General features: G+C 69.2%; 22 protein-coding genes and 1 other RNA gene. 5 read left to right on the forward strand and 18 right to left on the reverse strand.

The window, feature by feature from the left end:
- Positions 1-125: 125 nt before the first annotated feature.
- Positions 126-1,148 carry an aspartate-semialdehyde dehydrogenase gene (locus BJ971_RS30840; protein ID WP_184996664.1) on the reverse strand — a complete coding sequence of 341 codons (1,023 nt, stop codon included), beginning with the start codon at positions 1,146-1,148 and terminating at the stop codon, positions 126-128.
- 142 nt (positions 1,149-1,290) lie between these two features.
- On the opposite strand from BJ971_RS30840, the gene BJ971_RS30845 reads away from it, so the two are divergent.
- The gene (locus BJ971_RS30845) at positions 1,291-2,082 is read left to right on the forward strand and encodes a class I SAM-dependent methyltransferase (RefSeq protein ID WP_203709758.1); all 792 of its coding nucleotides are present in this window, start codon (positions 1,291-1,293) and stop codon (positions 2,080-2,082) included.
- An 8-nt stretch (positions 2,083-2,090) separates the two neighbouring features.
- Here BJ971_RS30845 and BJ971_RS30850 read toward each other — a convergent pair whose 3' ends face one another.
- The 6 genes from BJ971_RS30850 to BJ971_RS30875 all read right to left on the reverse strand — a co-directional run bounded on the left by BJ971_RS30850 (position 2,091) and on the right by BJ971_RS30875 (position 7,343).
- Positions 2,091-2,705, reverse strand: a complete 615-nt coding sequence (locus tag BJ971_RS30850; protein ID WP_184996666.1) for a M15 family metallopeptidase — start codon at positions 2,703-2,705, stop codon at positions 2,091-2,093.
- Positions 2,706-2,780: 75 nt separating this feature from the next.
- Complete coding sequence (locus BJ971_RS30855) at positions 2,781-3,395, reverse strand: GTP cyclohydrolase II (RefSeq protein WP_184996667.1); 615 nt, start codon at positions 3,393-3,395, stop codon at positions 2,781-2,783.
- A 238-nt stretch (positions 3,396-3,633) separates the two neighbouring features.
- Complete coding sequence (locus BJ971_RS30860) at positions 3,634-4,548, reverse strand: serine/threonine dehydratase (protein ID WP_184996668.1); 915 nt, start codon at positions 4,546-4,548, stop codon at positions 3,634-3,636.
- Between the two features lie 10 nt (positions 4,549-4,558).
- Positions 4,559-5,611: a type I glyceraldehyde-3-phosphate dehydrogenase gene (locus BJ971_RS30865; RefSeq protein ID WP_275411417.1), complete on the reverse strand. Its 1,053-nt coding sequence runs from the start codon at positions 5,609-5,611 to the stop codon at positions 4,559-4,561.
- Between the two features lie 693 nt (positions 5,612-6,304).
- A complete protein-coding gene (locus tag BJ971_RS30870; RefSeq protein ID WP_184996669.1) occupies positions 6,305-6,952 on the reverse strand; it encodes a glycine-rich domain-containing protein in 648 nt (215 codons plus the stop codon).
- A 31-nt stretch (positions 6,953-6,983) separates the two neighbouring features.
- The gene (locus BJ971_RS30875; protein ID WP_184999200.1) at positions 6,984-7,343 is read right to left on the reverse strand and encodes a GNAT family N-acetyltransferase; all 360 of its coding nucleotides are present in this window, start codon (positions 7,341-7,343) and stop codon (positions 6,984-6,986) included.
- A gap of 785 nt (positions 7,344-8,128) precedes the next feature.
- Here BJ971_RS30875 and BJ971_RS30880 point away from each other — a divergent pair.
- Entirely contained in the window at positions 8,129-8,524 is a 396-nt protein-coding gene (locus BJ971_RS30880) for a hypothetical protein (RefSeq protein WP_184996670.1), read from the forward strand.
- A 1,232-nt stretch (positions 8,525-9,756) separates the two neighbouring features.
- Here BJ971_RS30880 and BJ971_RS30885 read toward each other — a convergent pair.
- From BJ971_RS30885 to rnpB, 3 genes are all read right to left on the reverse strand, one after another.
- The gene (locus tag BJ971_RS30885; RefSeq protein WP_184996671.1) at positions 9,757-10,449 is read right to left on the reverse strand and encodes a hypothetical protein; all 693 of its coding nucleotides are present in this window, start codon (positions 10,447-10,449) and stop codon (positions 9,757-9,759) included.
- On the reverse strand, positions 10,446-10,775 hold the full coding sequence (locus BJ971_RS30890; protein ID WP_307837430.1) for a PadR family transcriptional regulator: 330 nt from the start codon (positions 10,773-10,775) through the stop codon (positions 10,446-10,448). Before BJ971_RS30890 ends, BJ971_RS30885 begins: the two co-directional genes overlap by 4 nt.
- Positions 10,776-10,977: 202 nt before the next feature.
- Positions 10,978-11,378, reverse strand: an RNA gene (rnpB, locus tag BJ971_RS30895) — RNase P RNA component class A.
- A gap of 85 nt (positions 11,379-11,463) precedes the next feature.
- Here rnpB and BJ971_RS30900 point away from each other — a divergent pair.
- Positions 11,464-12,216, forward strand: coding sequence for a sulfite exporter TauE/SafE family protein (locus BJ971_RS30900; RefSeq protein WP_184996673.1), 753 nt, complete (start codon positions 11,464-11,466; stop codon positions 12,214-12,216).
- 70 nt (positions 12,217-12,286) lie between these two features.
- Positions 12,287-12,748, forward strand: coding sequence for a MarR family winged helix-turn-helix transcriptional regulator (locus BJ971_RS30905; protein ID WP_184996674.1), 462 nt, complete (start codon positions 12,287-12,289; stop codon positions 12,746-12,748).
- 160 nt (positions 12,749-12,908) lie between these two features.
- Here BJ971_RS30905 and mctP read toward each other — a convergent pair whose 3' ends face one another.
- The 8 genes from mctP to BJ971_RS30945 form a co-directional block, all read right to left on the reverse strand.
- A complete protein-coding gene (gene mctP, locus BJ971_RS30910; RefSeq protein WP_184996675.1) occupies positions 12,909-14,555 on the reverse strand; it encodes a monocarboxylate uptake permease MctP in 1,647 nt (548 codons plus the stop codon).
- Positions 14,548-14,811, reverse strand: coding sequence for a DUF3311 domain-containing protein (locus BJ971_RS30915; RefSeq protein ID WP_184996676.1), 264 nt, complete (start codon positions 14,809-14,811; stop codon positions 14,548-14,550). The genes mctP and BJ971_RS30915 overlap by 8 nt, the downstream gene beginning before the upstream one ends.
- Before the next feature lie 162 nt (positions 14,812-14,973).
- Positions 14,974-16,272 carry a glycoside hydrolase family 18 protein gene (locus tag BJ971_RS30920; protein ID WP_184996677.1) on the reverse strand — a complete coding sequence of 433 codons (1,299 nt, stop codon included), beginning with the start codon at positions 16,270-16,272 and terminating at the stop codon, positions 14,974-14,976.
- 96 nt (positions 16,273-16,368) lie between these two features.
- A complete protein-coding gene (locus BJ971_RS30925; RefSeq protein ID WP_239087873.1) occupies positions 16,369-17,478 on the reverse strand; it encodes a bifunctional RNase H/acid phosphatase in 1,110 nt (369 codons plus the stop codon).
- Positions 17,479-17,519: 41 nt separating this feature from the next.
- A complete protein-coding gene (locus BJ971_RS30930) occupies positions 17,520-18,254 on the reverse strand; it encodes a zinc ribbon domain-containing protein (RefSeq protein ID WP_184996679.1) in 735 nt (244 codons plus the stop codon).
- Positions 18,251-19,111, reverse strand: a complete 861-nt coding sequence (locus BJ971_RS30935; RefSeq protein ID WP_184996680.1) for a Nif3-like dinuclear metal center hexameric protein — start codon at positions 19,109-19,111, stop codon at positions 18,251-18,253. The genes BJ971_RS30930 and BJ971_RS30935 overlap by 4 nt, the downstream gene beginning before the upstream one ends.
- Before the next feature lie 21 nt (positions 19,112-19,132).
- Positions 19,133-19,717 carry a flavoprotein gene (locus BJ971_RS30940; protein ID WP_184996681.1) on the reverse strand — a complete coding sequence of 195 codons (585 nt, stop codon included), beginning with the start codon at positions 19,715-19,717 and terminating at the stop codon, positions 19,133-19,135.
- Between the two features lie 16 nt (positions 19,718-19,733).
- Positions 19,734-20,963 carry a helix-turn-helix domain-containing protein gene (locus BJ971_RS30945; protein WP_184996682.1) on the reverse strand — a complete coding sequence of 410 codons (1,230 nt, stop codon included), beginning with the start codon at positions 20,961-20,963 and terminating at the stop codon, positions 19,734-19,736.
- A gap of 246 nt (positions 20,964-21,209) precedes the next feature.
- On the opposite strand from BJ971_RS30945, the gene BJ971_RS30950 reads away from it, so the two are divergent.
- The gene (locus tag BJ971_RS30950; RefSeq protein WP_184996683.1) at positions 21,210-21,905 is read left to right on the forward strand and encodes a bifunctional DNA primase/polymerase; all 696 of its coding nucleotides are present in this window, start codon (positions 21,210-21,212) and stop codon (positions 21,903-21,905) included.
- The last annotated feature ends 237 nt before the right edge of the window (positions 21,906-22,142 follow it).

A 22,142-nucleotide genomic window follows, 5' to 3' on the forward strand; every position in this document is an offset into this window, starting at 1 on the left:
CGACCATGCGCTACCGATTCAGGCAAAAAGCCCCTTTTTTCCATAGTGGAGTGTCGGAAATACCCCCCGAAGGAACGACAAACCCGCTCCCCCCATCGGGGTGGAGCGGGTCATCGAACCTCGCGTCAGAGCGCCGCGGCGACCAGTTCCGCCACCTGGACCGCGTTGAGGGCCGCGCCCTTGCGCAGATTGTCGTTGGAGAGGAAGAGCGCGAGCCCGTTGTCCACGGTCTCGTCGGCGCGGATCCGGCCGACGAACGTCGGGTCGCGGCCGGCCGCCTGCAACGGGGTCGGGATGTCGGAGAGCTCGACGCCGGGCGCGGACGCCAGCAACTCCCGCGCGCGGTCCGGCGTGATCGCCCGGGCGAAGCGCGCGTTCACCTGGAGCGAGTGACCGGTGAAGACCGGCACGCGCACGCAGGTGCCGGAGACCTTGAGGCCCGGGATGCCGAGGATCTTCCGGCTCTCGTTGCGCAGCTTCTGCTCCTCGTCGGTCTCGCCGAGCCCGTCGTCGACGATCGAGCCGGCCAGCGGCAGGACGTTGAACGCGATGGTGCGGGCGAACGAGCGCGGCGCGGGGAACTCCACGGCGGCGCCATCGTGCACGAGCTCGGTGGCGCGGTCGGCGACCTTCTTCACCTGCTCGTCGAGTTCGGCGACGCCGGCCAGCCCGGCACCGGAGACCGCCTGGTAGGTGGTGGCGACGAGCGCGACGAGTCCGGCCTCGTCGTGCAGCGGGCGCAGCACCGGCATCGCGGCCATCGTCGTGCAGTTCGGGTTGGCGATGATGCCCTTGGGGCGCCGCGCTATGGCATCCGGGTTCACCTCCGCCACGACCAGCGGGACGTCCGGGTCCATCCGGAACGCCGACGAGTTGTCGATGACGACGGCGCCGGCCTCGGCGACCCTTGGCGCGTACTCCTTGGAGCTGGCCCCGCCCGCCGAGAACAGGACGATGTCCAGTCCGCGGTAGTCGGCCGTTGCGGCGTCCTCGACGGTCACCTCGCCGTCCCCCCAGGGGAGGGTGCGGCCCGCGGAACGGGCGGAGGCGAAGAGCCGGAGCTGGTCAAGGGGAAACCGGCGCTCGGCCAGGATCCGGCGCATGACGCCGCCGACCTGTCCCGTCGCGCCTACGATGCCGATCCTCATGCGGATAAAACTACGGCCTGACTTCCAGTCGACAAACTCGGTATCCCAAGGCTCGGACCAGCACCGATAGCCCAGCGTCTTATATAACGAGATTTCTCTCCCGATATTCGGGAGGCGGGCGTAGCGTCGGGACATGGCTGCTGTGTACACCCACGGGCATCACGAATCGGTCCTGCGCTCACACCGCTGGCGGACCGCAGAAAATTCGGCGGCGCATCTGCTGCCGCGGCTGAAATCCGGCGACACCCTCCTGGACGTCGGCTGCGGCCCCGGCACCATCACGGCGGATCTGGCGACTCTCGTCACACCCGGGCGCGTCACCGCGCTGGAGGTCACCGCGGCGGCCCTAGACCTGGCCCGCGCGGAGATCGAGCGCCGCGGGCTGGGCAACGTCGACTTCGTCGTCGGCGACGTGCACACGCTCGACTTCCCGGACGACACCTTCGACGTGGTGCACGCCCATCAGGTGCTGCAACATGTCGGCGATCCGGTCGCCGCGCTGCGCGAGATGCGCCGCGTGACGAGGCCCGGCGGCCTGATCGCGGTACGCGACAGCGACTACGCGGCCTTCACCTGGTTCCCGCCGCGGCCGGAACTGGACGAGTGGCTGGACCTGTACCAGCGGGTCGCGCGCGGCAACGGCGGCGAGCCCGACGCCGGCCGGCGCCTGCTGGCCTGGGCACACGCGGCCGGCCTGACCGGCGTGACCGCCACGTCGAGCACCTGGTGCTTCGCGACGCCTGCGGACCGGCGATGGTGGGGCGGCATGTGGGCGGAGCGCATCCTCGAATCCGACATGGCCCGCACCGCGCTCGGGACGAACGCCGCGACGAGGCAGGATCTGGAACGGATCTCCCGGGCCTGGCGGGACTGGGCCGAGGAGGACGACGGCTGGATGTCCCTGCTGCACGGCGAGCTGATCTGCCGGGTGTAGGCGAGACCCTAGAGCGACTTCGGCTTGAAGGCCCAGTGCCACGGCTCGCGCGGGGTGTTCTCCACGAAGCCGTACTTCTCGCCGTTGGCCCGCATCCAGGCCTGGGCCTTGTTGTTGAGGTCCAGGTCGGTGGCCATGCCCCAGCCGTGCTCGCTGGTGCCGGGCTTGGCCGCCAGCCCGCCCTGCGAGTAGAGGCCCTTGCGCCGGGCGACGTCGACCTGCTCGTCGTAGGAGCGGTACGAGTCGGTGATCCCGATCGTCACTCCCTGAGCCTTGGCGTCGGTGATCATCCGGTTCAGCGACTCGGCCGCCGGCGCCCAGAGCTTGTGGCCGGTGTTGCCGACCTTCTCCAGGGCGTTCGCCGGGATCTTGCCGTTGCCGTACCCGGCGAGCTCGTTCGGGATCCCCTTGCTGTTCAGCGAGTACGCCTTCGCGACGCCCGCGGACGACTGGGTACCCATTGCGTCCGCGAGCGCCGTCGCGAAGGCGCTGCCCGAGCCGGACGTGCCGGACGTGGAGGTGGTCGGCGACGCCTGCCGGGGCGCTGTGACCTGCTGGGTCTGAAGCGAGATGATCCGGGTCTGAATCTGAGCGATCCGGCTGTTGACGGCCTCGATCCCCACGCACAACCTCCGTACTCGACGGCTTGTCGAAGTACCGATCGGCCCGGTGCGGAGATGACTGAGCGGAAACCGGAGTCAGACGGCCAACGGCAGGTCGATGGTGTGCGCGGTGTGCGACACCTTGGCCTGCAGGTAGCGCACGTTGGCGTCCGAGGCGTGCACCTTGGTCGGCACCACGGTCCGCACGTCGACGCCGGAGTCGCGCAGCTGCGCCGGCTTGTCCGGGTTGTTGGTGAGCAGGTCGACGGTGCCGACGCCGAGGGCGGCCAGCATCTGGGCGGCCGCGGTGTAGTCCCGTTCGTCGTCGGCGTGCCCGAGTGCCCGGTTCGCCTCGTACGTGTCCATGCCGAGGTCCTGGAGCGCGTACGCGTCGAGCTTGGCGTAGAGCCCGATCCCCCGGCCCTCCTGGCGCAGGTAGAGCAGGAAGCCGCCGGTGGCGGCGATCCGCTCGACTGCCTCGCGCAGCTGAGGGCCGCAGTCGCAGCGCTCGGAGCCGAGCACGTCCCCGGTGAGGCACTCGGAGTGCGGGCGCACCAGCGGCACCTCGGCACCGAACGCGTCACCCAGGGCGAGCGCCAGGTGCTCCTTGCCGTCCGTGAGGCCGTCGAAGGTGATGACCTCGGCGGTCGTGCGGTATCCGTCCGCGAACTTCAGCGGCACGGTGACCCGGCTGCGAATACCCAAAGACATGAGAGCTCCCTAAGCACTTGACGCTTCAAGCGCGTGATCCACCATACGCCGCCCTTGTTAAAGGAACCACGAGCCAAACGTCACAACGGATCAAGGAACAGCCGACAAAGATCGTGACGGTTGGCGCCGCCGGGGCCCGGGCCGGCCTCGCGGGCCCGGGCGGCGCGGGCCGGAACAGGCCCGCGACCAGCACGAACGGCCGTCCGGACCGGCGGACCCGGCCGACCGGGCCGGCCGCTCAAGCCAGATCGGTGGGATCCGTGTTCGCACCGCAGAGCAGCACGACGACCCGCTCACCCTCATCCGGCACGTAGGCGCCCGAGTTCAGCGCGGCCTGCGCGGCGGCGGTGCCGTGCTCGACGGCGACCCGGTACTCCTCCCACAGCTGACGACGAGCCTCGACGATCGCCCGGTCGTCCACGAGCACGGACTGGATCCGCTCGGCGACCACCGTCTCGTACGCGATCGTCCCCACCCGCCGCGCACCGAGCGAATCGGCCGCGACGCCCGAGACCCCGACGTCCACGGGCCCGCCCGCCGCCAGCGCCGCATGCAGCGCCGACGAGGCGTACGGCTCGACCGCGACGACGCGGGCCCGCCCGCGCAGGGCGGCCGCGAGGCCGGCGATCAGGCCGCCGCCGCCGACCGCGACCAGCACGGTGTCGAAACCGTCCGGCGCCTGCTCCAGCAGCTCCAGCCCCAGGGTGCCGTTGCCCGCGACCATGTCCGGATCGTCGTACGCGTGGCAGAACAGCGCGCCGGTGACCTCCGCCTGCACGACCGCGGCCGCGTACGCCTCCGCGTACTCGTCGCCGACCTGGACGACCCGCGCGCCGAGCTTGCCCAGCTTCGCGACCTTGACCGACGGGGCCGTGACCGGCACGTAGATCTCGGCCGGCACGCTCAGTTCCCGGGCGGCGTAGGCCGCCGCGAGGCCGGCGTTGCCGCCGGACGCGGCGATCACTCCCGCGGCCGGCAGGCCCCGCTCCGCCGCGACGAGGATCTTGTTGAACATGCCGCGGGTCTTGAAGGAGCCCGCGTGTTGCAGGAACTCAAGCTTCAGGAGGGTCGGCGAGTCCCGGAGCAACGGTGTGCGCCGGACCCGGCCGGCGATCCGTCGCGCCGCCGCCTCGACTTCGCTGGTGGGTGTCACCCGTTCCGTTCTACACGACGCCGAACCGGTACGGGGCTCCCACCGGTACGGCCTCACGTTCCCCCACCAGACGCGCCAGATCCAGCAGGCGGTGCGAGAACCCCCACTCGTTGTCGAACCAACCGCGCACCTGCACGCCGCCGTCGGCGCTGGTCTGGGTGCCGGACGGGTCGAACAGGCAGGACGCCGGGTTGTCGCGGACGTCTATCGAGACCGTGGGATCCGGGTCGTAGTCGAGGACCCCGGCGAGGCGGCCGGCCGCGGCCTCGGCCATCGCCCGGTTGACCTCCTCGCGGCTGACCGCGCGGTCGGTGAAACCTGTCAGCTCGGCGAGCGAGCCGATCGGCGTCGGCACGCAGTAGTAGCTGTAGCGCACCTTCCCGAGCTCCGGTAACGCGACGCTGAGCAGGTCACCGGCGACGTGATTGTGCGGGATGATGCTCTCGGCGGTGGCCCGGCCCAGCCGGGGATCCTCGCGCGACGAGCCGATCATCGCGTCCTGCGCCTTCTGCCAGCCCTGGACCGCCAGCACCACCGACGTGTGCACCGAGCGCAGGCCGAACCGTTCGAGCAGTACCTTCGCCAGGACCGACAGCGCGTTCACCCCGCAGGAGGCCGGCGATATGACGTGATGCAGGAGCGGGTCGTACCGCTCGTGGTTGGCGCCGTAGACCAGCACGGCGTCGGGGTTGTCCGCCGAGGCGCTGATGACGACCTTGCGGGCGCCGCCACCGGTGATGTGGCCGCGCGCACTGCCGCCGTCGCGGAACCGGCCGGTGGCCTCGATGACCACGTCGACGCCCGCGTCCGCCCATGGAATGCGACCCGGTTGCGACTCGTTGAACGCCCATATCGGACGGCTGTTAACAATCAACTGACCGGCACCCGCGGCGACCGTTCCACTGAATCGACCACGCAGACTGTCGCGTTTCAGCGCGTACGCCAATCTGTCCACCGGAGCAATGTCGTTAATGGCGGCAACCGTGATTCCGACATCCGAATCGGCGCCCAGGATGCGCATAACACTTCGCCCGATCCGACCGAAACCGTTGATGCCGATCACGACACTCACCAAGATCTCCCTATGGCCGGATGGTCGACAGACGTACCGTGACGCGAGCGTGGTGGCATCGCGCCCAGTAAACACTAGCCGTCACTCTTCAGACACTATGAGTGTGCAACTTGCACGTCAACCGAACAGCTCGGAGCGGATACTCACAGTTTGCCCCCCGGCGACGGCAGGTCGGCCACGCAGTGTACTCAATCGGATACTCCCTTCTGGACACGCCTGCCGACCTGCGAATATCACCACCCCGAGAGAATCCCAGGCCGGGCTGACGTGGCACCGCTGAGTAGTCTCGGCGCCGCCCGGCCGGGACACTCCGGCATCGCCGGCATCGCGTGCGCTCCGCGCGTCCGAACCGGACGGTGCCCGCGCGGCCGGGCCTGCGAAGATGGCACACCGCCCCGGCGGCGGCGCCCGGGCCTCTCGCATGAAGTCGAGTACCCCAGGCCCGATTCCGATCATCCGCGATTTCGATGGTCCACTGCCTCGCCGACCATTCATTCAGCCGTTCGAAACATATGCCGACAAACGATCCAGGCCTCCGTTGTCAACACCCACAACGGGTAGTTCACGTCGAGTCATACATGCAGGACCGGCGGCCGGACCGAACGTCATCCGGAACCGTGATCGGACGGATTGCCCCGACAACTCCACGATCGCCGTCGAATCGTCATCGCCGCGCCCGGGGTGTCAGCTGCCGCCGCAACCACCGCCACAACCACCGCCGCAACCGGCGTCGCCCTGCACCATGCCGTCCCCGCCCGATCTACGCGAGAAATCCCATTTCCCACCGGGCCGCCGGCCCGGCCCGGCGACGTGCTGAAGGCAGGTGGCGCCCTTCAGTTCGTGACAGACCCCCCGGCCGCCGCAGTCGGCCAGATAGTGCCGGCCGCCCGCGACGGCGAGCTCCCGGTCGACGCGGAACAGCAGCGGCAGCTGCGCCGGTTCACAGCCCTCGTCCTGCTGCGCCATGCGGAAGGTCTCCCGCAGCGCGGTCGACTGGTTCGCCGCGGCGCCGTCCGCGCTCATCGCCGACTCGGGCACATGATGCAGGAATCGCCCGAACGCGACATCACAGAACGCCGCATAATCGCGCGTGTGCAGCACGAGCTCATGCCAGAGATCGTCGACGACGACGGAGGGCATGGAGAGCTTGGCCCGCGGGTGCCGGGCGGCGAGCCGGAACCACTGCCGCGCACCCGCCTCGACGGTCTGGATGTCGTCGGCGGTCAGATCCCGGTAGTTGGTGGCGAGCCGATGCCGAACGCTGCTCGGAAACTGATACGCGTCGACGGCGGCGACCCGCTGTTCACCCCGGCGCGTTCGGAAGAGAGCCATGACAACAGCCTGCGAGCTCCACTCCGCAACGTCAACGAGCTTGCGTACCGTCGTCCCGGTAGTGGAGCAGCCGCACGGCCCTTCCGTCGACTGTGGTCCAGCCGGCCTTCGTGGTTCGCGAATACTGCCAGCCGGTGGCCTCGTAGAAGGCGACGGCGGCCGAGCGGTGCTCGTCCGTGACGGCCAGGGTCAGCCGGTAGCCGTGTTCGGCCGCCCATGAGCGCGCCCGGCGTACCAGAGCACCGGCGACGGCCCGGCGGCGAGCCGCCGGGATGACATAGAGCCGGCACAGCTCGGCGTAAGGGCCGTCCGGGGCATCGGGAACGGTCTGAACCGCGACGTGACCGGCGATGGTGCCAGGAGGGCACTCAGCGACCCACGCCCGCAGCAGCCCCGGCGGGGTGAGCCACCCGCTCGGATCACCGGGTCAGCTCTAGCCCGGAGTTGTCACCTCCCCAAGTTCCAGGAGAAGCACCATGGGCAAATATCGATGGCGGACCAAACTCCGCTCAATCCTGCCCGCCTGGTGCGTGAACTTCGCAGCCAAAGGCGGCCGCGACTGCGGCGACCACGAGTGGTACAAGAGTGCCGAGAACCTCTACCACTGCTACCGCTGCCAGGTCGGCGTGAGAACCACTCCACCAGAGCACCGGCAAGCCCAGGCCCCGCCCGCTAACCCCACCAGCAACAAGGTCGTCTAACCGGACGTGTCGTCCACGTCCCGAGACAGATCCGTCGCCAACGTCATGGGACCAGGAACTTCTATACGTCTTCAAGGCTGCCCTCCGGTCGAAGCGCAGCATCCGCCACCTCACGGCGATGCTCGGCTTAGCGACTTGGGCGACACCAGGGAAGCCGAACCGGCGACGCGCGACCGACCCGCTGCGCCCTACCGTCGTAGACGGCTGCAATCCCGGTGCTGCACAGACGGGCGATCGGGCGGCGGACACCGGGAGTTTCCGTCGCTTGCGCCCGTACCAAGATCACGGGTGTTCTGCGGGGCTCAGAGGTGTATGGGTTCAATCCCCGCTCGGCCGTACGCCGCCCTCGATCAGATGCGAGACTGCTGCTGTGGAGGAGTCGGTCTCCGTACTGACCCTGGCGTCACGCGCGCACGACCTTCGGTCACCGCGAGTCGCCTCCCGGTGGCCGAAGGATCGACCGGTCCCTGAACTCGTGGTGCTCGATCTGATCATCGACGGGACATCGTTCATGGACATGGTCTTTGCGCGGCTGCCCACCTTCTCGCTGCGCTCCCCACTATGGGTCGGCAGTCGGCTCGTCCGGATCCACGCGCGGGCCCTGCTCGGCGAAGGGCCATCAGACCTCCACCGCGATGACCCACCCGATCATGTCGCCCTACTCATGTGCCCGCACTGCGCCAACGGCGGTTGCGGCGTACTGTCTGCCCGGCTCATCCGGGACGGCAGCCGGGTGCACTGGACCGATATCGGCCGCCAGGTACGCAACCTTGGAGAACTCGGCCCATTCACGTTCGATGCCGACCAGTACGACGAGACGTTGCGGCCGCTGCTCAACGCGCCGGTCCACGACCCGCCGACTGTTGTCTGATCAGGCCCTCCAGGGTGTCAGGGCGTCGCCAGGGCGTCTGAGGTGAACCAGAGACGACCAACAATGACTATCGACCACCCCCAGAACTCGGAGCGCTCCCGGCCGTCCGGGCCCTCACATCGTGCCCGGTAGCGCATGCCCCGGCCGTAGCGCGCGGACTTCACGCGCCGAGGCTTGCCATCCGCGCCCTTGACCGCCTTGTACCACCGGTCCTCGACATGGCCCACCGCTACGCCACCTGGCGCTTGACCCAGGCCCGCACGTCAGCCGCGTTGTACCGCAGATGGCGGCCGAGCCGGGCGGCCGGTGGCCCGTAGCGCTCCTGTCCTGGTCGCCGAAACCGACGCCGGTCAGGTGCGAATTCCTACATATCCCCAGCGGACCTGGCAACTGTCGGTACAGAGTGGTGGGCGTTGCGTTCAGCGGCGGACCCCGACGCGGGCTGGCAGCACAGCATGGGAGTCCGGCCTGGGTCCGCGACGCGACGGACCCCGGTCGGCCGCATAACGGCCGACCGGAGTCTGCATGTACACGACATCGAGGAGGTGGGGCGCATGCAGAGTGAACTATCCGAGCCTGAGGTCTTCGAGGAACTGGACCTCTGGCTCGAAGATGATCTGACCGCCGAGGAGTTACCGACCGTCGTCAGCGCATCGCTGCTGGGTAGCGGCGGATGTGGCGGCTGCGGCGGTTGCCGGGGCTGCCGGGGTTGTCGGGGCTGCCGGGGTTGTCGCGGCTGTGGCGGCTGTCGTGCCTCTGGCGGTTGCGGCAACTGCAGCGGCAGCAACAGCTGCATCTAGGGCTGATCGCGGCCGGAGGCGCGCCACACGAGGTACGCCTCCGGCTGACCGTACTAGCCCGCAAGAAAATCAAGGTATCGATGCCCGCACTATCCAGGACAGCAGCCGTGCCCGACTGGTTCGAACGGCCCTGAGGTCAGACACAAGACGGGTTGCCGATGATGTCGATGATGTCGACCTTGTGATGAGTTTCTTTACGGGTTCAAGCGGCCCGCTTCGCGGGCCGTCGCGCCGCCCAGCGGGGCCGGGCCGGAGGCCCGCCCCCGGCGCCTAAACCTTCGGCCCGGCGCCGGCGGTTCCAGCCCGGCGGCAGGCGCGACATACAAAGAAGCCCCCCGGGCCCGCCGAAGTAGCCGGCAATCGGGGGGCTTCCAACTACGCGGTGACATGATGCCTCCGGCGGGGCGCTCGGGCGCTCTGGGATGGCAGGGGCTACATCTTCTTGCGCCGCCTTTTAACTTCTTCCACAAGATCGGGAGGAAGGTTGATTGCTTTGCAGTTATCGATAAGCCACTCGATCGAAATTTCTGATCGCGGCACTCCGGACGACGCCAGCGGATCTTTTCCTCTCGAACGCAGGTTGTGCACAGCATTGAGCGGCGGTTTCAGGCATCTTTTGATGACGCGGTGCAGTGCTGCTACAGCCCAACTGTAGTCGGTACTCACATGTATATGTCCCACACCGCTGCCGTCCATCAATCTCGACACCGTTAATTCGGGATTCTCGTCGATCAGGCGAGTGAACGCGAATTCAAGAATGATTGTTGCAGAGAGCGGCCCTTCCCCACGCCACACGTACCGGATAAGCATGGGAACCAACGCGCGTAGGCGTGAGGTATAGATTCCGATGCCAATGAAATATTCCCCTCGATAGATCGCGGCAGTCCGATAACTTCCGGCCAAAAGAGCGATTGATTTAACGAGCTTGATCATCTTAAGGCCGTCGTAGTGCGCCAACTCCGACAGCCACTCTTCCTCGTAACGAGCGGAGAGTTCGGGCGAAGAGAAGTTGCGTGCTGCGCGGCGGACGATACGAGGTGCCAACCAGGCACTGATATCCAGAAACTCTGCGGCTACTGCCCCGAAAAACGCGCCAATGATGCTGCTCATGATCAGAATGCTCATGCCAGCCCCGCAGCCGGACGCCAGGACTTTGGAACTCGTCGGCTAGCTCGATCAAGGGCATCACGCGCAGCCACCGCGCCTGTATCGCTGAGTCGGTAGTAGCGGCGCCGGGGACGACCATCATGGACGTCTGCGACGTCCTCCCAATACGAATCCAGCCAGGTCAGATGTTCGAGCCGGGCAAGAATCGGATACAGCGAACCGGTCGCAATCCCAGCCTCGCCGGCGATGTCGAAGCCGTATCGGGGTCTCGTTGGGTCTTCAAGCAGTGTCCTCAGGACGGCCTGAGTCGCCATCGTCATACGTGGACCACTAGACATAGCCATACTCTACATACCTAGAGATAGGATTGTCATCTCCTCCACTGATGCCATGGTCGAGCCTTCACGGGTGCCCGCAGGGCGTCTCCAGGGCGTCAGGGCGTCCCCAGGGCGCTAAAGGTCGCCCAAGATTCACCAACGTTGACCAATGACGCCTAGCTATAAGACCAGGCCAGGACCGCCAGTGAGGTCGTGACCTTGAGGGCGACGGACGAGTCGACCTGTACGCCGGATTCTGTACGCGGCGGCCTCTCGGTCGCCGGTGGCGGTCATCCATCTCGGCGTGCCGTTGCCGGCATGCTCTTGCGGCCTACCCGCAGACTCGGGCGAGCAGCCCTCGAATGCCTGCGCCGGCCACCGCCTCGCGGCGGGGGCCTTGCTTGGCCTTGCTCCGGGTGGGGTTTACCGAGCCACCCCGGTCACCCGGGGTGCTGGTGGGCTCTTACCCCACCGTTTCACCCTTACCGGCACGAAGCCGGCGGTCTCTTCTCTGTGGCACTTTCCCGCGGGTCACCCCGGGTTGCCGTTAGCAACCACCCTGCTCTGTGGAGTCCGGACGTTCCTCGGTGACGCTCGTGAGAGCGCCGACGCGACCGCCCGGTCGACTCGTCCGTCGCGTGGTCATCTTACTTGCGTGCCGGGTCGGACCGGCGGGCGGCGGGGGGATCTCGGTCCCCGTAGATTCTTCGGCATCATGGATTTTGCGCACATCCTGCTGCTCGTCGCCGCCGGCCTGGCCGCCGGGGTGGTCAATGCGATCGCCGGCGGCGGGTCGCTGATCACGTTTCCGAGCCTGATCGCGGTCGGGTTGCCGGTGGTCGACGCCAACGTCACGAACTCAGTCGCGGTCTTTCCCGGGTATGTCTCCAGCGTCGCCGGGAGCCGGGCCGATCTTGCCGGGCAGGGGCGGCGGCTGCGGGCGGTCATCCCCGCGAGCCTGGTCGGGTCCGCGCTGGGGTGTGCGTTGCTGCTCGGCACGCCCGAGCGGGCCTTCGAGGTCGTCGTGCCGTTCCTCGTGCTCGGCGCGGCCGCCACGCTCTTCTTCCAGGATCGGCTCAAGGCGCTGGTCGGGCGGTCGACCTCCGAGAAGCGGGGCACGCTCCAGGTCGTCGTCTTCGTCGGCGCGATCTACGGCGGGTATTTCGGGGCCGCGCTCGGGGTCATGTACGTGGCCGCGCTCGCGCTGGTGCTCGACGAGACCCTCAACCGGATCAACGCGCTCAAGAATGTGCTCTCCGCCTGCGTCGGGCTGGTCACCGTGGTGGTTTTCGCGATCTTCGCGCCGGTGCACTGGAGCGCGGTGCTCACGCTGGCGCCGGCCACGATCGTCGGGGGGTACGCCGGTGCGCGGCTGGCGCGGCGGCTGCCGGCCCGGGTGCTGAAAGCGCTGATCGTCACGTTTGGGACGGCGGTCGGGCTCATCCTGATGTGGCGGGCATTCAGGTAGCGCGCCTTTCAGCAAACCTTCAGGATCGGCAGGCAAAATGCAGCAAAGCATAGCGACCCGGGAAGGGAACATGGCCGACGACGATGCGGCGCTGGGGACTATCGAGACCCAGGTGGCCATGCTGATGCGGCTCGGTGAGGCCACTCGCCGTTCCTCGCCCCGCCCGCACCGGGCGCTGGACCGGGCCGCCTACGTCATCCTGCGGCTGTTGCAGGAGACCGGCCCGCAGAACGTCTCCGCCGTCGCCGACCGGCTCAACCTCGACGGCTCCACCGTGACCCGGCAGGTCGGTGCCCTGCACCGGGACGGGCTGGTCGCGCGCAGCGCCGATCCCGACGACGGCCGCGGCACCGTCATCGCGGCCACCGCCAAGGGCCTGTTCCAGGTCGACGCGGTCAGCGTGGCCCGACGCGAGCTGTACGACGTCGTGCTGAAGGGCTGGAGCTCGGACGAGCGCCGCGACCTCGCCATCACCCTCGAGCGGCTCACCCGCGACATGGACGCGTACCTGAAAAGCCGCGGCCCCGGATAGCACCAAAGACCGCGACCGGAAACATCCGCGGCCCCGGATAAAACCAAAAGCCGCGACCGGAAACATCCGCGGCCCCGGATAAAGCCGAAGACCGCGGCCCCGGAGACATCCGGGGCCGCGGTCCGGCGCGCGGGAGCGGGTCAGTGCGCGCGGTAGCGGGTCAGGTGGATGAGGCGATGGCGTCCGGGCTGGTGCGGGACTTCTCCAGGCGCGGGTCGCCCTCGTCGGCGAGGTAGTCGTCCGGCTCCGTGCCGTCGACGCCCTCGGGTGTCTTGGCCGCCCGCAGGATCAGGGTGACGATCACGACGACCAGCAGGTTGACCGCGACCGCGATGAAGCCGACGTAGATCGTCTTCGGGGTGTCGAAGCCGAACTTGCTGAGCGGGAACGCGGAGCCGCCGAAGTGCGCCCGCCCCGTCGCCGCGTTCGGGACCTGGTAGAGCATCCACAGGCCCATGCTCATGCCGGCGATCCAGCCGGCGACCAGCCCGCCCCGGTGCAGCCACCGGGTGTACAGGCCGAGCGCCACGGCCGGCGCCGTTTGCAGGATGATGACGCCGCCGATGAGTTGCAGGTCGATGGAGAACTGCGGGTCCAGGAAGATGATGAACGCGACCGCGCCGATCTTCACGACCAGCGACGTGATCTTCGCGACGCCGGCCTCCTGCGCCGGGGTGGCGTCCTTGCGGAGGTACTCCTTGTAGATGTTGCGGGTGAACAGGTTCGCCGCCGCGATCGACATGATCGCCGCCGGCACCAGCGCGCCGATGCCGATGGCCGCGAACGCGATGCCCGCGAACCAGGACGGGAACTGCTGGTCGAACAGCAGCGGCACGACCGTGTTGCTGTCGACCGTGCCCTCCTTGGCGCCGGGCAGCGGCTTCACCCCGGCCGAGATCGCCATGAAGCCGAGCAGGGCGATCAGGCCGAGCAGCAGACTGTACGCGGGCAGCGCCGACATGTTCCGCTTGATCACGTTGCGGTTCTTGCTGGCCAGCACGCCGGTGATGCTGTGCGGGTACAGGAAGAGGGCGAACGCCGAGCCCAGTGCCAGGGTGATGTATTGCAGCTGGTTGTTGGCGTTGAGGATGATGCCGTCGTTCGGCGAGGGTGACGCCTGGAACTTCGCGTCCGCGGCGTCGAAGATCGAGCCCCAGCCGCCCAGCTTGTAGGGCAGGTAGAGGATCGCCACGATGATGACGATGTAGATCAGCGTGTCCTTGACGAACGCGATGAGCGCCGGCGCGCGCAGCCCGGACTGATAGGTGTACGCGGCCAGGATCGCGAACGCGATGATGATCGGCGCGTGCCGGGCCAGCGGGCTGTCGCCGGTCACGCCCATCGTCTTGAGCACGGCCTCGATGCCGACCAGTTGGAGCGCGATGTACGGCATTGTCGCGACGATGCCGGTGATGGCGATAAGCAGCGCCAGCGTCGGCGAGTCGAAGCGGGTCCGGACGAAGTCGGCGGGGGTGACGAAGCCGTGCCGGTGCGACACCGACCAGAGCCGGATCAGGACCAGGAAGAACAGCGGGTAGATCACGATGGTGTACGGCACGGCGAAGAAGCCGGCCGCCCCGGCGCCGAACATCAGCGCCGGCACGGCGACGAACGTGTACGCCGTGTAGAGGTCGCCGCCGATCAGGAACCAGGTGATCCAGCCGCCGAAGCTGCGTCCGCCGAGGCCCCACTCGTCCAGGTGCGCCATGTCCTTGGGGGCGCGCCATCGGGCCGCCACGAATCCCATGCCGCTGACCAGCAGGAACAGCACCGTGAAGATGACGATCTCGGTGATGTGCTCACTCATCCGACGCCTCCGAGGACTCCGAAGCGGACGGAGCCGACGGCTCCGAGACGGAAGCGGCCGGGCGCCTGGTCATCTGGTAGACGACCGAGGTCGTGGCGACGCCGAGGAGGATGAACGAGAGCTGGATCCAGTAGAACGCCGGGAACCCGAACAGCCGCGGTGAGTCGAAGTTGTACAGCGGCGTGAGCAGCGGAATCACGATCGGGACCAGCAGCAGCCAGTTCCATGGGCTGCGATCACTGCGTGGTGTGGGCATGCCGTACCTCCTCATCGGAGCGCAGACGAGGTGGTGACCGTGGTCACGGCCATCGGCCGCAGGTTACCGAGAGGTTTCGCGCCGGATGCGCCCGGTTGAGATCACCTTGCGCCGAACGGCCAGGGTGGTGCGCCGAACGGCGCACCACCCATGATCGAACGGTTAGCGTCCGGGGGTCCAGAGACCCGCCGAGATCGTACGGGTGAGAGAGGCGCGCTCGTCGTCGCCGTCGAGCGACCACATCATCGCGCCGCCGAGGCCCTCGCCCCGGATGTACGCCGTCTTCTGGAGGACCTGCGCCGGGTCGTCGTACGTCCAGAAGGTCGTGCCGTCGAAGAGCCACGAGTGGCCGGAGCGCCAGTCGCGGTGCAGCTTGAAGCCCTGCGCCGGCAGCGTCTTCAGGGTCTTGTAGTCCTCGGTGCCGACCGCGAACCTACCGGGCGCGCCGCCGGTGACCGTCGCGAACAGACCGTTGCCGCCGCCGGTCGCGCCGGTCCAGCCCTGGCCGTAGTACGGGATGCCGAGGACGAGTTTGCCGCCGGGCGCGCCGCGGTGGCGCCAGGTGTCGATCGCGACCTCGACGGAGAAGTCAGGGTTGTCGGGCGCGCCGGCCGGTACCCGCAGCGCGGACTGCTGGTTGGTCCGCGACTCCCACGAGCCGTGGAAGTCGTAGCCCTGCACGGTGCCGAAGTCGAGGTACTTGAAGATCTTCTTCGCCTCGAAGCCGGCGTCGATCTTGGCGGGGGCCGCCGGCAGGAACGCGGTCAGCTCGTAGCGCCGCTTGGTGGTGCGGCTCAGCGAGTCGAGCTGCCGGCGGAACTCCGCGGCGAGCAGGGTGAAGTTCTGCCGGTCCTGCGGCCGGATCACGTTGCCGGCGTTGCCCTCCGAGCCGGGCCACTCCCAGTCGAGGTCGATGCCGTCGAAGATCCCGGCGGCGACGCCCGCGGCGAGCCCGGGCAGGTTGCCCTTGATCCACAGGTCGACGCAGGAGCCGACGAGCTTCTTGCGCGAGGCGTCGGTCAGGGCCGCGTCGGAGAAGTACGCCGATCCGGTCCAGCCGCCGAGCGAGATCAGCACCCGCAGCTTCGGGTTCGCCGCCTTGAGCTCGGCGAGCTGGTTGAGGTTGCCGGCGATCGGCTGGCCGGCGACATCGCCGACGCCGTCGACGCTGTTCGCGTCCGAGAACGGCACGCTCCAGTCGGCCCAGGAGTCGGCCGAGTCGCAGACACCGGCCGCGGTCACCGGGCCGAACGCGTAGTTGATGTGGGTCAGCCCGGCGGCCGCGCCGGACTGCTGGACCTTGGCAAGCTGGAAGTCGCGGCCGTAGATGCCCCACTGGGTGAAGTACCCGACCTTGACGTACTGCTTCCTCTGATGTGCCTGTGCGGTGGCCGGTGCGGCCGTGACTGCGACCAGTACGGCAGCGCCGACGGCCAGCAGGCGGCGGGAGAATCCGCGCATGAGCCCTCCAGGGGCGGACGGAAGTGTCGACGAGGAATCGTGAAGAAAGTTTCCTAATCGAGGAAGCTAAACGTCCGCACCCTGGCGGTCAATACTTCAGCGCAGGTGCGCCGTTTCATTGACCGATCGGACGGCGACGCCGCCGTCCGGCCACATGTCCACGGTGGAGACGCCGGCCGCGTCCAGGAAGAGCCGGTGCAGGAAGGCGTCGCCGGCGGCGAGCGCGTCGCGCAGGATCAACTTGATCGGCGAGACGTGCGAAACCACCACGACCGTGCCCGACGGGTACGCCGACTTCAGCGTCTCCAGCGCGCCGCGCACCCGCTTCGCGACCGCCTGGAAGGACTCGCCGTTCGGCGGCGCGACCGCGGTCGAGTCGAGCCAGCGGTCCAGCTCGGCGGGCCAGCGCTCGCGCGCCTCGGCGAAGGTCAGGCCCTCCCAGTCGCCGAAGTCGCACTCGATCAGCTCCGGCAGCACGGTCACCGTCACGTTGCCCAGCTCGGCCGCGATGAACTCCGCCGTACGCACGCACCTCCGCAGGGGTGACGAGACGACGGCCGCGACGTCGCGCGAGATGCCCGCCACCCGCCCGGCCGCGGCCATGGCCTGCGCCTCGCCCTGCTCGGAGAGCGGGACGTCGCCGCGGCCGGAGTAGCGGCCCTGCGCGGTCAGCGCGGTCTCGCCGTGCCGCACGAGGATGAGCCGGGTGGCCGAGTCGAGCGACGGCGGCGCCCAGTTCTTCGGGGCCTTCGCCTCGAAGGCCGGAGACGCGGCGGCCGGCGACTCGGCACGCACCGGCTTGCCGGCCGCCTCGTCCATCGCGCGGTTGGCCAGGGCGTCGGCCAGCTTGTTGCGCTCGCGCGGTATCCATTCGAACGTCACGGCCGCGAAGCCGTCGACGAGCTTCGCCGCCTCCGCGGCGAGCGGCCGCAGCCCGGGATTCTTGATCTGCCAGCGGCCGGACATCTGCTCGATCACGAGCTTCGAGTCCATCCGGACGTCGACCCGGGCGGCGCCCAGCTCGGCGGCCGCCCGCAGCCCGGCGATCAGGCCCTGGTACTCCGCGACGTTGTTCGTCTGGGTGCCCAGCGAGCCGTGCCGCTCGAGCAGCACCTCTCCGGTGGCCTCCTCGAGCACGACGGCACCGTAGCCGGCCGGGCCGGGGTTACCCCGCGAGCCGCCGTCGGCCTCCACCACGACCCGCAAGCCGGTCACTGTATTGATGGTCGAACTCCCTCGTACGTCGGTTACAGCCCGGACTCGGCGGTGCGGACCATGATCCGGCGGCATTCCTCGCAGCGGACGACCTCGTCGGCGGGCGCGGACTTCACCCGGGCCAGGTCGGCGCCGTACAGCTCGATGCGGCAGCCGCCGCAGCGCCCGGAGCGGACCAGCGCCGCGCCGAGGCCCGAGTCCGTACGGATCTTGTCGTAGAGGGCGAGCAGGTCCGGCGGCAGGTCGCTGGCGAGTGGCGCCCGCGACTGGGTCTTGAACTCCTGCTCCTTGGCGATGTCGGCGTACGCCTCGTCACGGCCGGCCTCGGCCGTCCGCCGGCGCTCGCCGGCCTCGGCCAGCCGCTTCTTCACCTCGTTGAGGGTCTGCTCGGCGCCCTCCCGCTGCTCCATGAGCTCGAGCTCGGCGTCCTCCAGCTCCGACTGGCGCCGGTCGAGGGTGGCCAGCTCGTGCTGGAGGCCCTCGATCTCGCGCAGGGCGCCGCCGGCCTCGAGCCGGGCCTTGTCCCGGTCCTTGCGGGTGCGTACCTGCTCGATGTCCTTCTCGAAGCGGGCGATGTCGCGGTCCAGGTCGTCGACGGCCACCTGGGCGCGGACCCGCTCGTCCTCCATGGCGGAGAGCTCGCGGGAGATCTTGTCGATCTCGGCCAGCTCGGGCAGCGACTTGCGGCGGTGTGCGAGCTGGGCGAGGGAGGTGTCGATGGCCTGCAGGTCGAGCAGACGGCGCTGGGCTTCCGGGGCGGCCTTCACGTCAGGTACTCCTTATTTCCACTGACCGCGTGCACGGTCCAGGGGTCGGTGTCGAGATCGGACACGAGGGCCGTGACCGGGAACTGGGCGCGCAGCCAGCCCGCCACCTCGTCGAGCCACGGCCGTTCGCTCGCCCAGTGGGCGACGTCGAGCAGCGCCGGACCGTCGGCGGCGAGGTGCTCGCTAGCGGGATGATGCCGCAGGTCGGCGCAGAGGTACGCATCGGCACCCGCCCGGGCCGCGTCGCGCAGGAATGAGTCGCCCGCTCCCCCGCAGACGGCGAGCGTACGGATCAGCCGTGCGGGGTCGCCGGCGGCGCGCACGCCGGCCGCGGTCTGCGGCAGCCGGTCGGCGGCGAACCGGGCCAGCTCGGCCAGCGGCATCGGCGTGGCCAGCTCGCCGACCCGGCCGGCGCCCCGGCCGTCGCCGGCGGCCGGGCTGCCGGGTGCGGCGGGGACCAGCGGCCGCAGGTCGGCCAGGTCGAGCCGGGCGGCGAGGGCGTCGGAGACGCCAGGGTTCGCGACGTCGGCGTTGGTGTGCGCGACGTAGAGCGCGACGTCGGCCTTGATCAGCCGGTGCACGATGCGGCCCTTGTAGGTGTCCGGCGCGACCGAGGAGACGCCCTTGAGCAGCAGCGGGTGGTGAGCCACGATCAGGTTCGCGCCCTCGGAGACCGCCTCCTCGACGGTCTCGGGCACGCAGTCGACCACGCACAGCACCCGGGTGACGGGGGTGTCGAACTCCCCCAGGACGAGGCCCACCCTGTCCCACTGCTCGGCCCAGGCCCTCGGATAGCGCGCGTCGAGGGCGGCCACCACGTCACGGACGGTGGGTGGGGCAACGGCGGTGTCGGTCACGGCCGCCAACTCTACCCAGGCTCAGGATCGGGCCCCGGGCTCGACTCGGTTGTCGGTCTCGAATCTGCTGTGCAGGGCCTGAAGCGCGCGCCGCCACGGGAACTGGCTCCGGAACCGGTCGTTCTGTCCGGGTCCACCGAGAATGACGACGTCATCGCCGTAAAGCACCTGAACACCCCAGTTGCGGAGTTTGGCCATGCTCTCGTGCAGCGCCGGGTGCCGGGCCATCACCTTGTTCGTGTACGGCACGACCACGGTCGGCACCCCAAACCCGTACGCCTCGACCAGCAGGCCGAGCACGAGGGTGTCGGTGATCCCGGCCGACCATTTGTTGATCGTGTTCACCGTCGCGGGAGCCACGATCATCGCGTCGGCCGGGGGCAGCAGGTCGTCGTCGCCGGGATTCTTGTAGTAGCTGCGCACCGCGTGCCCGGTCTGTGCCTGCAACGCGGCCGCGTCGACGAACTTGCGCCCGTCCGGCGTGGTGATCACGCAGACCTCCCAGCCGTCGCGCTGTGCCAGGTCGACGAGCACCCCGACGTCGCGGGCGATCGGCGAGCCACACACCAGCACGTACAGCACGCCGGGCGAGATGTTGACACTCATCACCCGAAAACCCACCTCATACGCCGACTCCCATCTGCTCAGCCAGCTCCGCGATGGGTGCCGGCGGTGTGCCCCGCGTGCGTCGCAGCACGTCGGAGATGACCTCATGGGCGAGCGGCCGGCAACGAATCTCCGAGGGGGCGAGCCGGTCGCCCTCCAGCAGCATCTCGCTGGCCTTCTCCACGTCGCCGATCTGCGTGTAACCCCGGGCGATGTCCAGGTAGTGATGCGCGCGCCGCTCCGGCAGCATCGCCGCGAAACTCTCCGGGTCGATCTTGCTGTGCGTCTCGATCGCCTTGCCGCCGTCGCCGAGCTCGATCGCGGCCGCGGCCCGGTGCAGCTCCACGTTGGTCGGCCCGAACGAGGTCCAGTAGTAGTTATAGTCGCCGCCCAGCGCGCCGGCCGCCTGCTCGGCGCCGCCGACCAGGTCGCGCACCGTGGCGCTGTCGCCGATCCGGGCGGCCGCCATCGCGCCGGTGAGCAGCAGCAGGCCGTAGACGGAGAGCCGCTCCGGCGTGGCCGCCTCCGGCGTCATCGGCGCGAGCCGGTTGGCGATGTTGACGTTGACCTCGAGCGCCGAGCGGATCCGGCCCAGCGAGAGCAGCGCCAGCCCGACCCGGTGGCTGGCCATCCCCGCCAGCAACTGGTCGCCGGCGCGCTGCGAGACCGCGATCGAGCGGTCGGCGGCGAGCCAGGACAGCTCGTGCTCGCCGACCTTGCGCAGGGCCGAGGAGGCGATCTGGTACACCTGCCCGAGCAGGTGGGCCGCGTCGCGGGCCTCCTCGCCGCTCGCGTGTGCGCTGTCCGCGGCCTGCGCGTCACGCAGCAGTTGCGGCAGCTTGCGGGCCAGGACGCCGTACTTCGCGTGCTGGTAGGTCAGCCAGGCGTGGCTGACCGCCTTGCGCATCTCCATCAGCGGCGGCGCCTGCGGCACCGGGTGGAAGAACGCGCTCATCTGGTCGTACCGCTCGAGCGCCGCGCGGATCTCCTCGACCTCGACCTGGTCGATGCAGTTCTGCGTCTCGGGCCGCCGCTCGACATCCTTGCCCAGCAGCAGCTGGACGTCGATCTGCAACACGTCGGCGATCTCATAGACGACGGAGAACTTGTCGAGTCGGCGGACCCCCCGCTCCACCTTGTCGACCCAGCTCTTGGATTTGCCCAGCCGGTCCGCGAAGACCTGTTGGGACATCTTGCGACGGCCGCGCCAATAGGCGACTCGGCGGCCGATCGGCAGCTCGTCCACGGGTGCCTCCCCCACTCAGCCGGCGGTCAGCGCCGGTGAGCATTCCGGTGTGTCAGCTGCAGTGTGGACCTCACTCGTCCGCGCAGGTCGCACAGGCTGTGTGATCGTCTGCCCACCGATGCTCGATAGTTTCTGATGCAAGTTGCAAGACGTGATCTGCCCGAACAAACGAAGCGTGTCGAGCTTGGTGACGGCGGCCGTGCCTGGTATTGCGGCTACAGATCCCGAATCGGGGGTTTTACGACCATGCAGTGGACCAACCGACGGCCGATCGGCCCATGGGAGTACATAGATCGGATACGTCTGCGCCGGGCGGCGCTGCGCTACGCCGCGCGCGGCTGGGCCGTGACTCCGGGTGCGTACCTGTCCGGGCACCGTTTCCACTGCGGTCGGGCCGGCTGCCCGATCACGGGGTGCCACCCCGCGATCGAGTCCTGGGAGGACAACTCCAGCACGGACGCCCGCCGGGTGGCGCGGTGGTGGCGGCGCCGGCCGTACACGGTGCTGCTGGCCACCGGCTGGCGGTTCGATGTGCTGGAGGTGCCGGCGGCGGTCGGCCTGCGCGCGCTGGGCGCGATCCGCCTCCAGACGGGCGTGCTGGGCCCGGAGCGCGGCGACGCCCGCGGCCCGGTCGCGGTGACGCCGGCCGGGCGCTGGATGTTCCTGGTCCAGCCCGGCGAGGAGCTCCGGCCCGAGCTCGGCGCCTGCCTGGACGTGCTGCGGCACGGGCGCGGCTCGTGGGTGCCGGCCGCACCCAGCCGGATGCCCGACGGCCCGGTCCGCTGGGCCGTCACGCCGGAACAGACCGGCTGGCATCTGCCCGGGTCGGCGGCCGTTCAGGCGGTGCTGCTCGACGCCCTTGACGCCGTCGGCGGCCGTCCACAGCGCACCTTCACGGTGAGCGTGCCCCGGCAGATGTCGACCGCCCGCCGCGCCGCCTGAACCTGCGTGCGCCGTGCGGCCATCGCCCGCCGGGTCGCTGACCCGGCTGGCGTGCTGCGTTCGGGCATGCTCGGCGGCGCACATGTCAGGTGACAACGTATTTGCCTACCTTGCGGTAGTCGAGTCACCCGAATTGGTGAACACGTGATCACCCTACGCAGATGCCGTACCGGGCGGCTCCGCCGATCGGCCGACGGCCGCGGGGGAATCCGGTCGCGGGCCGCGCGGGGCACTGGG

This window comes from Amorphoplanes digitatis (assembly GCF_014205335.1).
GTDB classification, from domain to species: domain Bacteria; phylum Actinomycetota; class Actinomycetes; order Mycobacteriales; family Micromonosporaceae; genus Actinoplanes; species Actinoplanes digitatus.

Coding starts and splice junctions, on each gene's coding strand:
- BJ971_RS30840 (WP_184996664.1), bottom strand. CDS start 1,148: ATGAGGATCGGCATCGTAGGCGCGACGGGACAGGTCGGCGGCGTCATG.
- BJ971_RS30855 (WP_184996667.1), bottom strand. CDS start 3,395: ATGTCTTTGGGTATTCGCAGCCGGGTCACCGTGCCGCTGAAGTTCGCG.
- BJ971_RS30870 (WP_184996669.1), bottom strand. CDS start 6,952: ATGGCTCTCTTCCGAACGCGCCGGGGTGAACAGCGGGTCGCCGCCGTC.
- BJ971_RS30885 (WP_184996671.1), bottom strand. CDS start 10,449: ATGAGCATTCTGATCATGAGCAGCATCATTGGCGCGTTTTTCGGGGCA.
- BJ971_RS30890 (WP_307837430.1), bottom strand. CDS start 10,775: ATGGCTATGTCTAGTGGTCCACGTATGACGATGGCGACTCAGGCCGTC.
- BJ971_RS30900 (WP_184996673.1), top strand. CDS start 11,464: ATGGATTTTGCGCACATCCTGCTGCTCGTCGCCGCCGGCCTGGCCGCC.
- BJ971_RS30905 (WP_184996674.1), top strand. CDS start 12,287: ATGGCCGACGACGATGCGGCGCTGGGGACTATCGAGACCCAGGTGGCC.
- mctP (WP_184996675.1), bottom strand. CDS start 14,555: ATGAGTGAGCACATCACCGAGATCGTCATCTTCACGGTGCTGTTCCTG.
- BJ971_RS30915 (WP_184996676.1), bottom strand. CDS start 14,811: ATGCCCACACCACGCAGTGATCGCAGCCCATGGAACTGGCTGCTGCTG.
- BJ971_RS30920 (WP_184996677.1), bottom strand. CDS start 16,272: ATGCGCGGATTCTCCCGCCGCCTGCTGGCCGTCGGCGCTGCCGTACTG.
- BJ971_RS30940 (WP_184996681.1), bottom strand. CDS start 19,717: ATGAGTGTCAACATCTCGCCCGGCGTGCTGTACGTGCTGGTGTGTGGC.
- BJ971_RS30950 (WP_184996683.1), top strand. CDS start 21,210: ATGCAGTGGACCAACCGACGGCCGATCGGCCCATGGGAGTACATAGAT.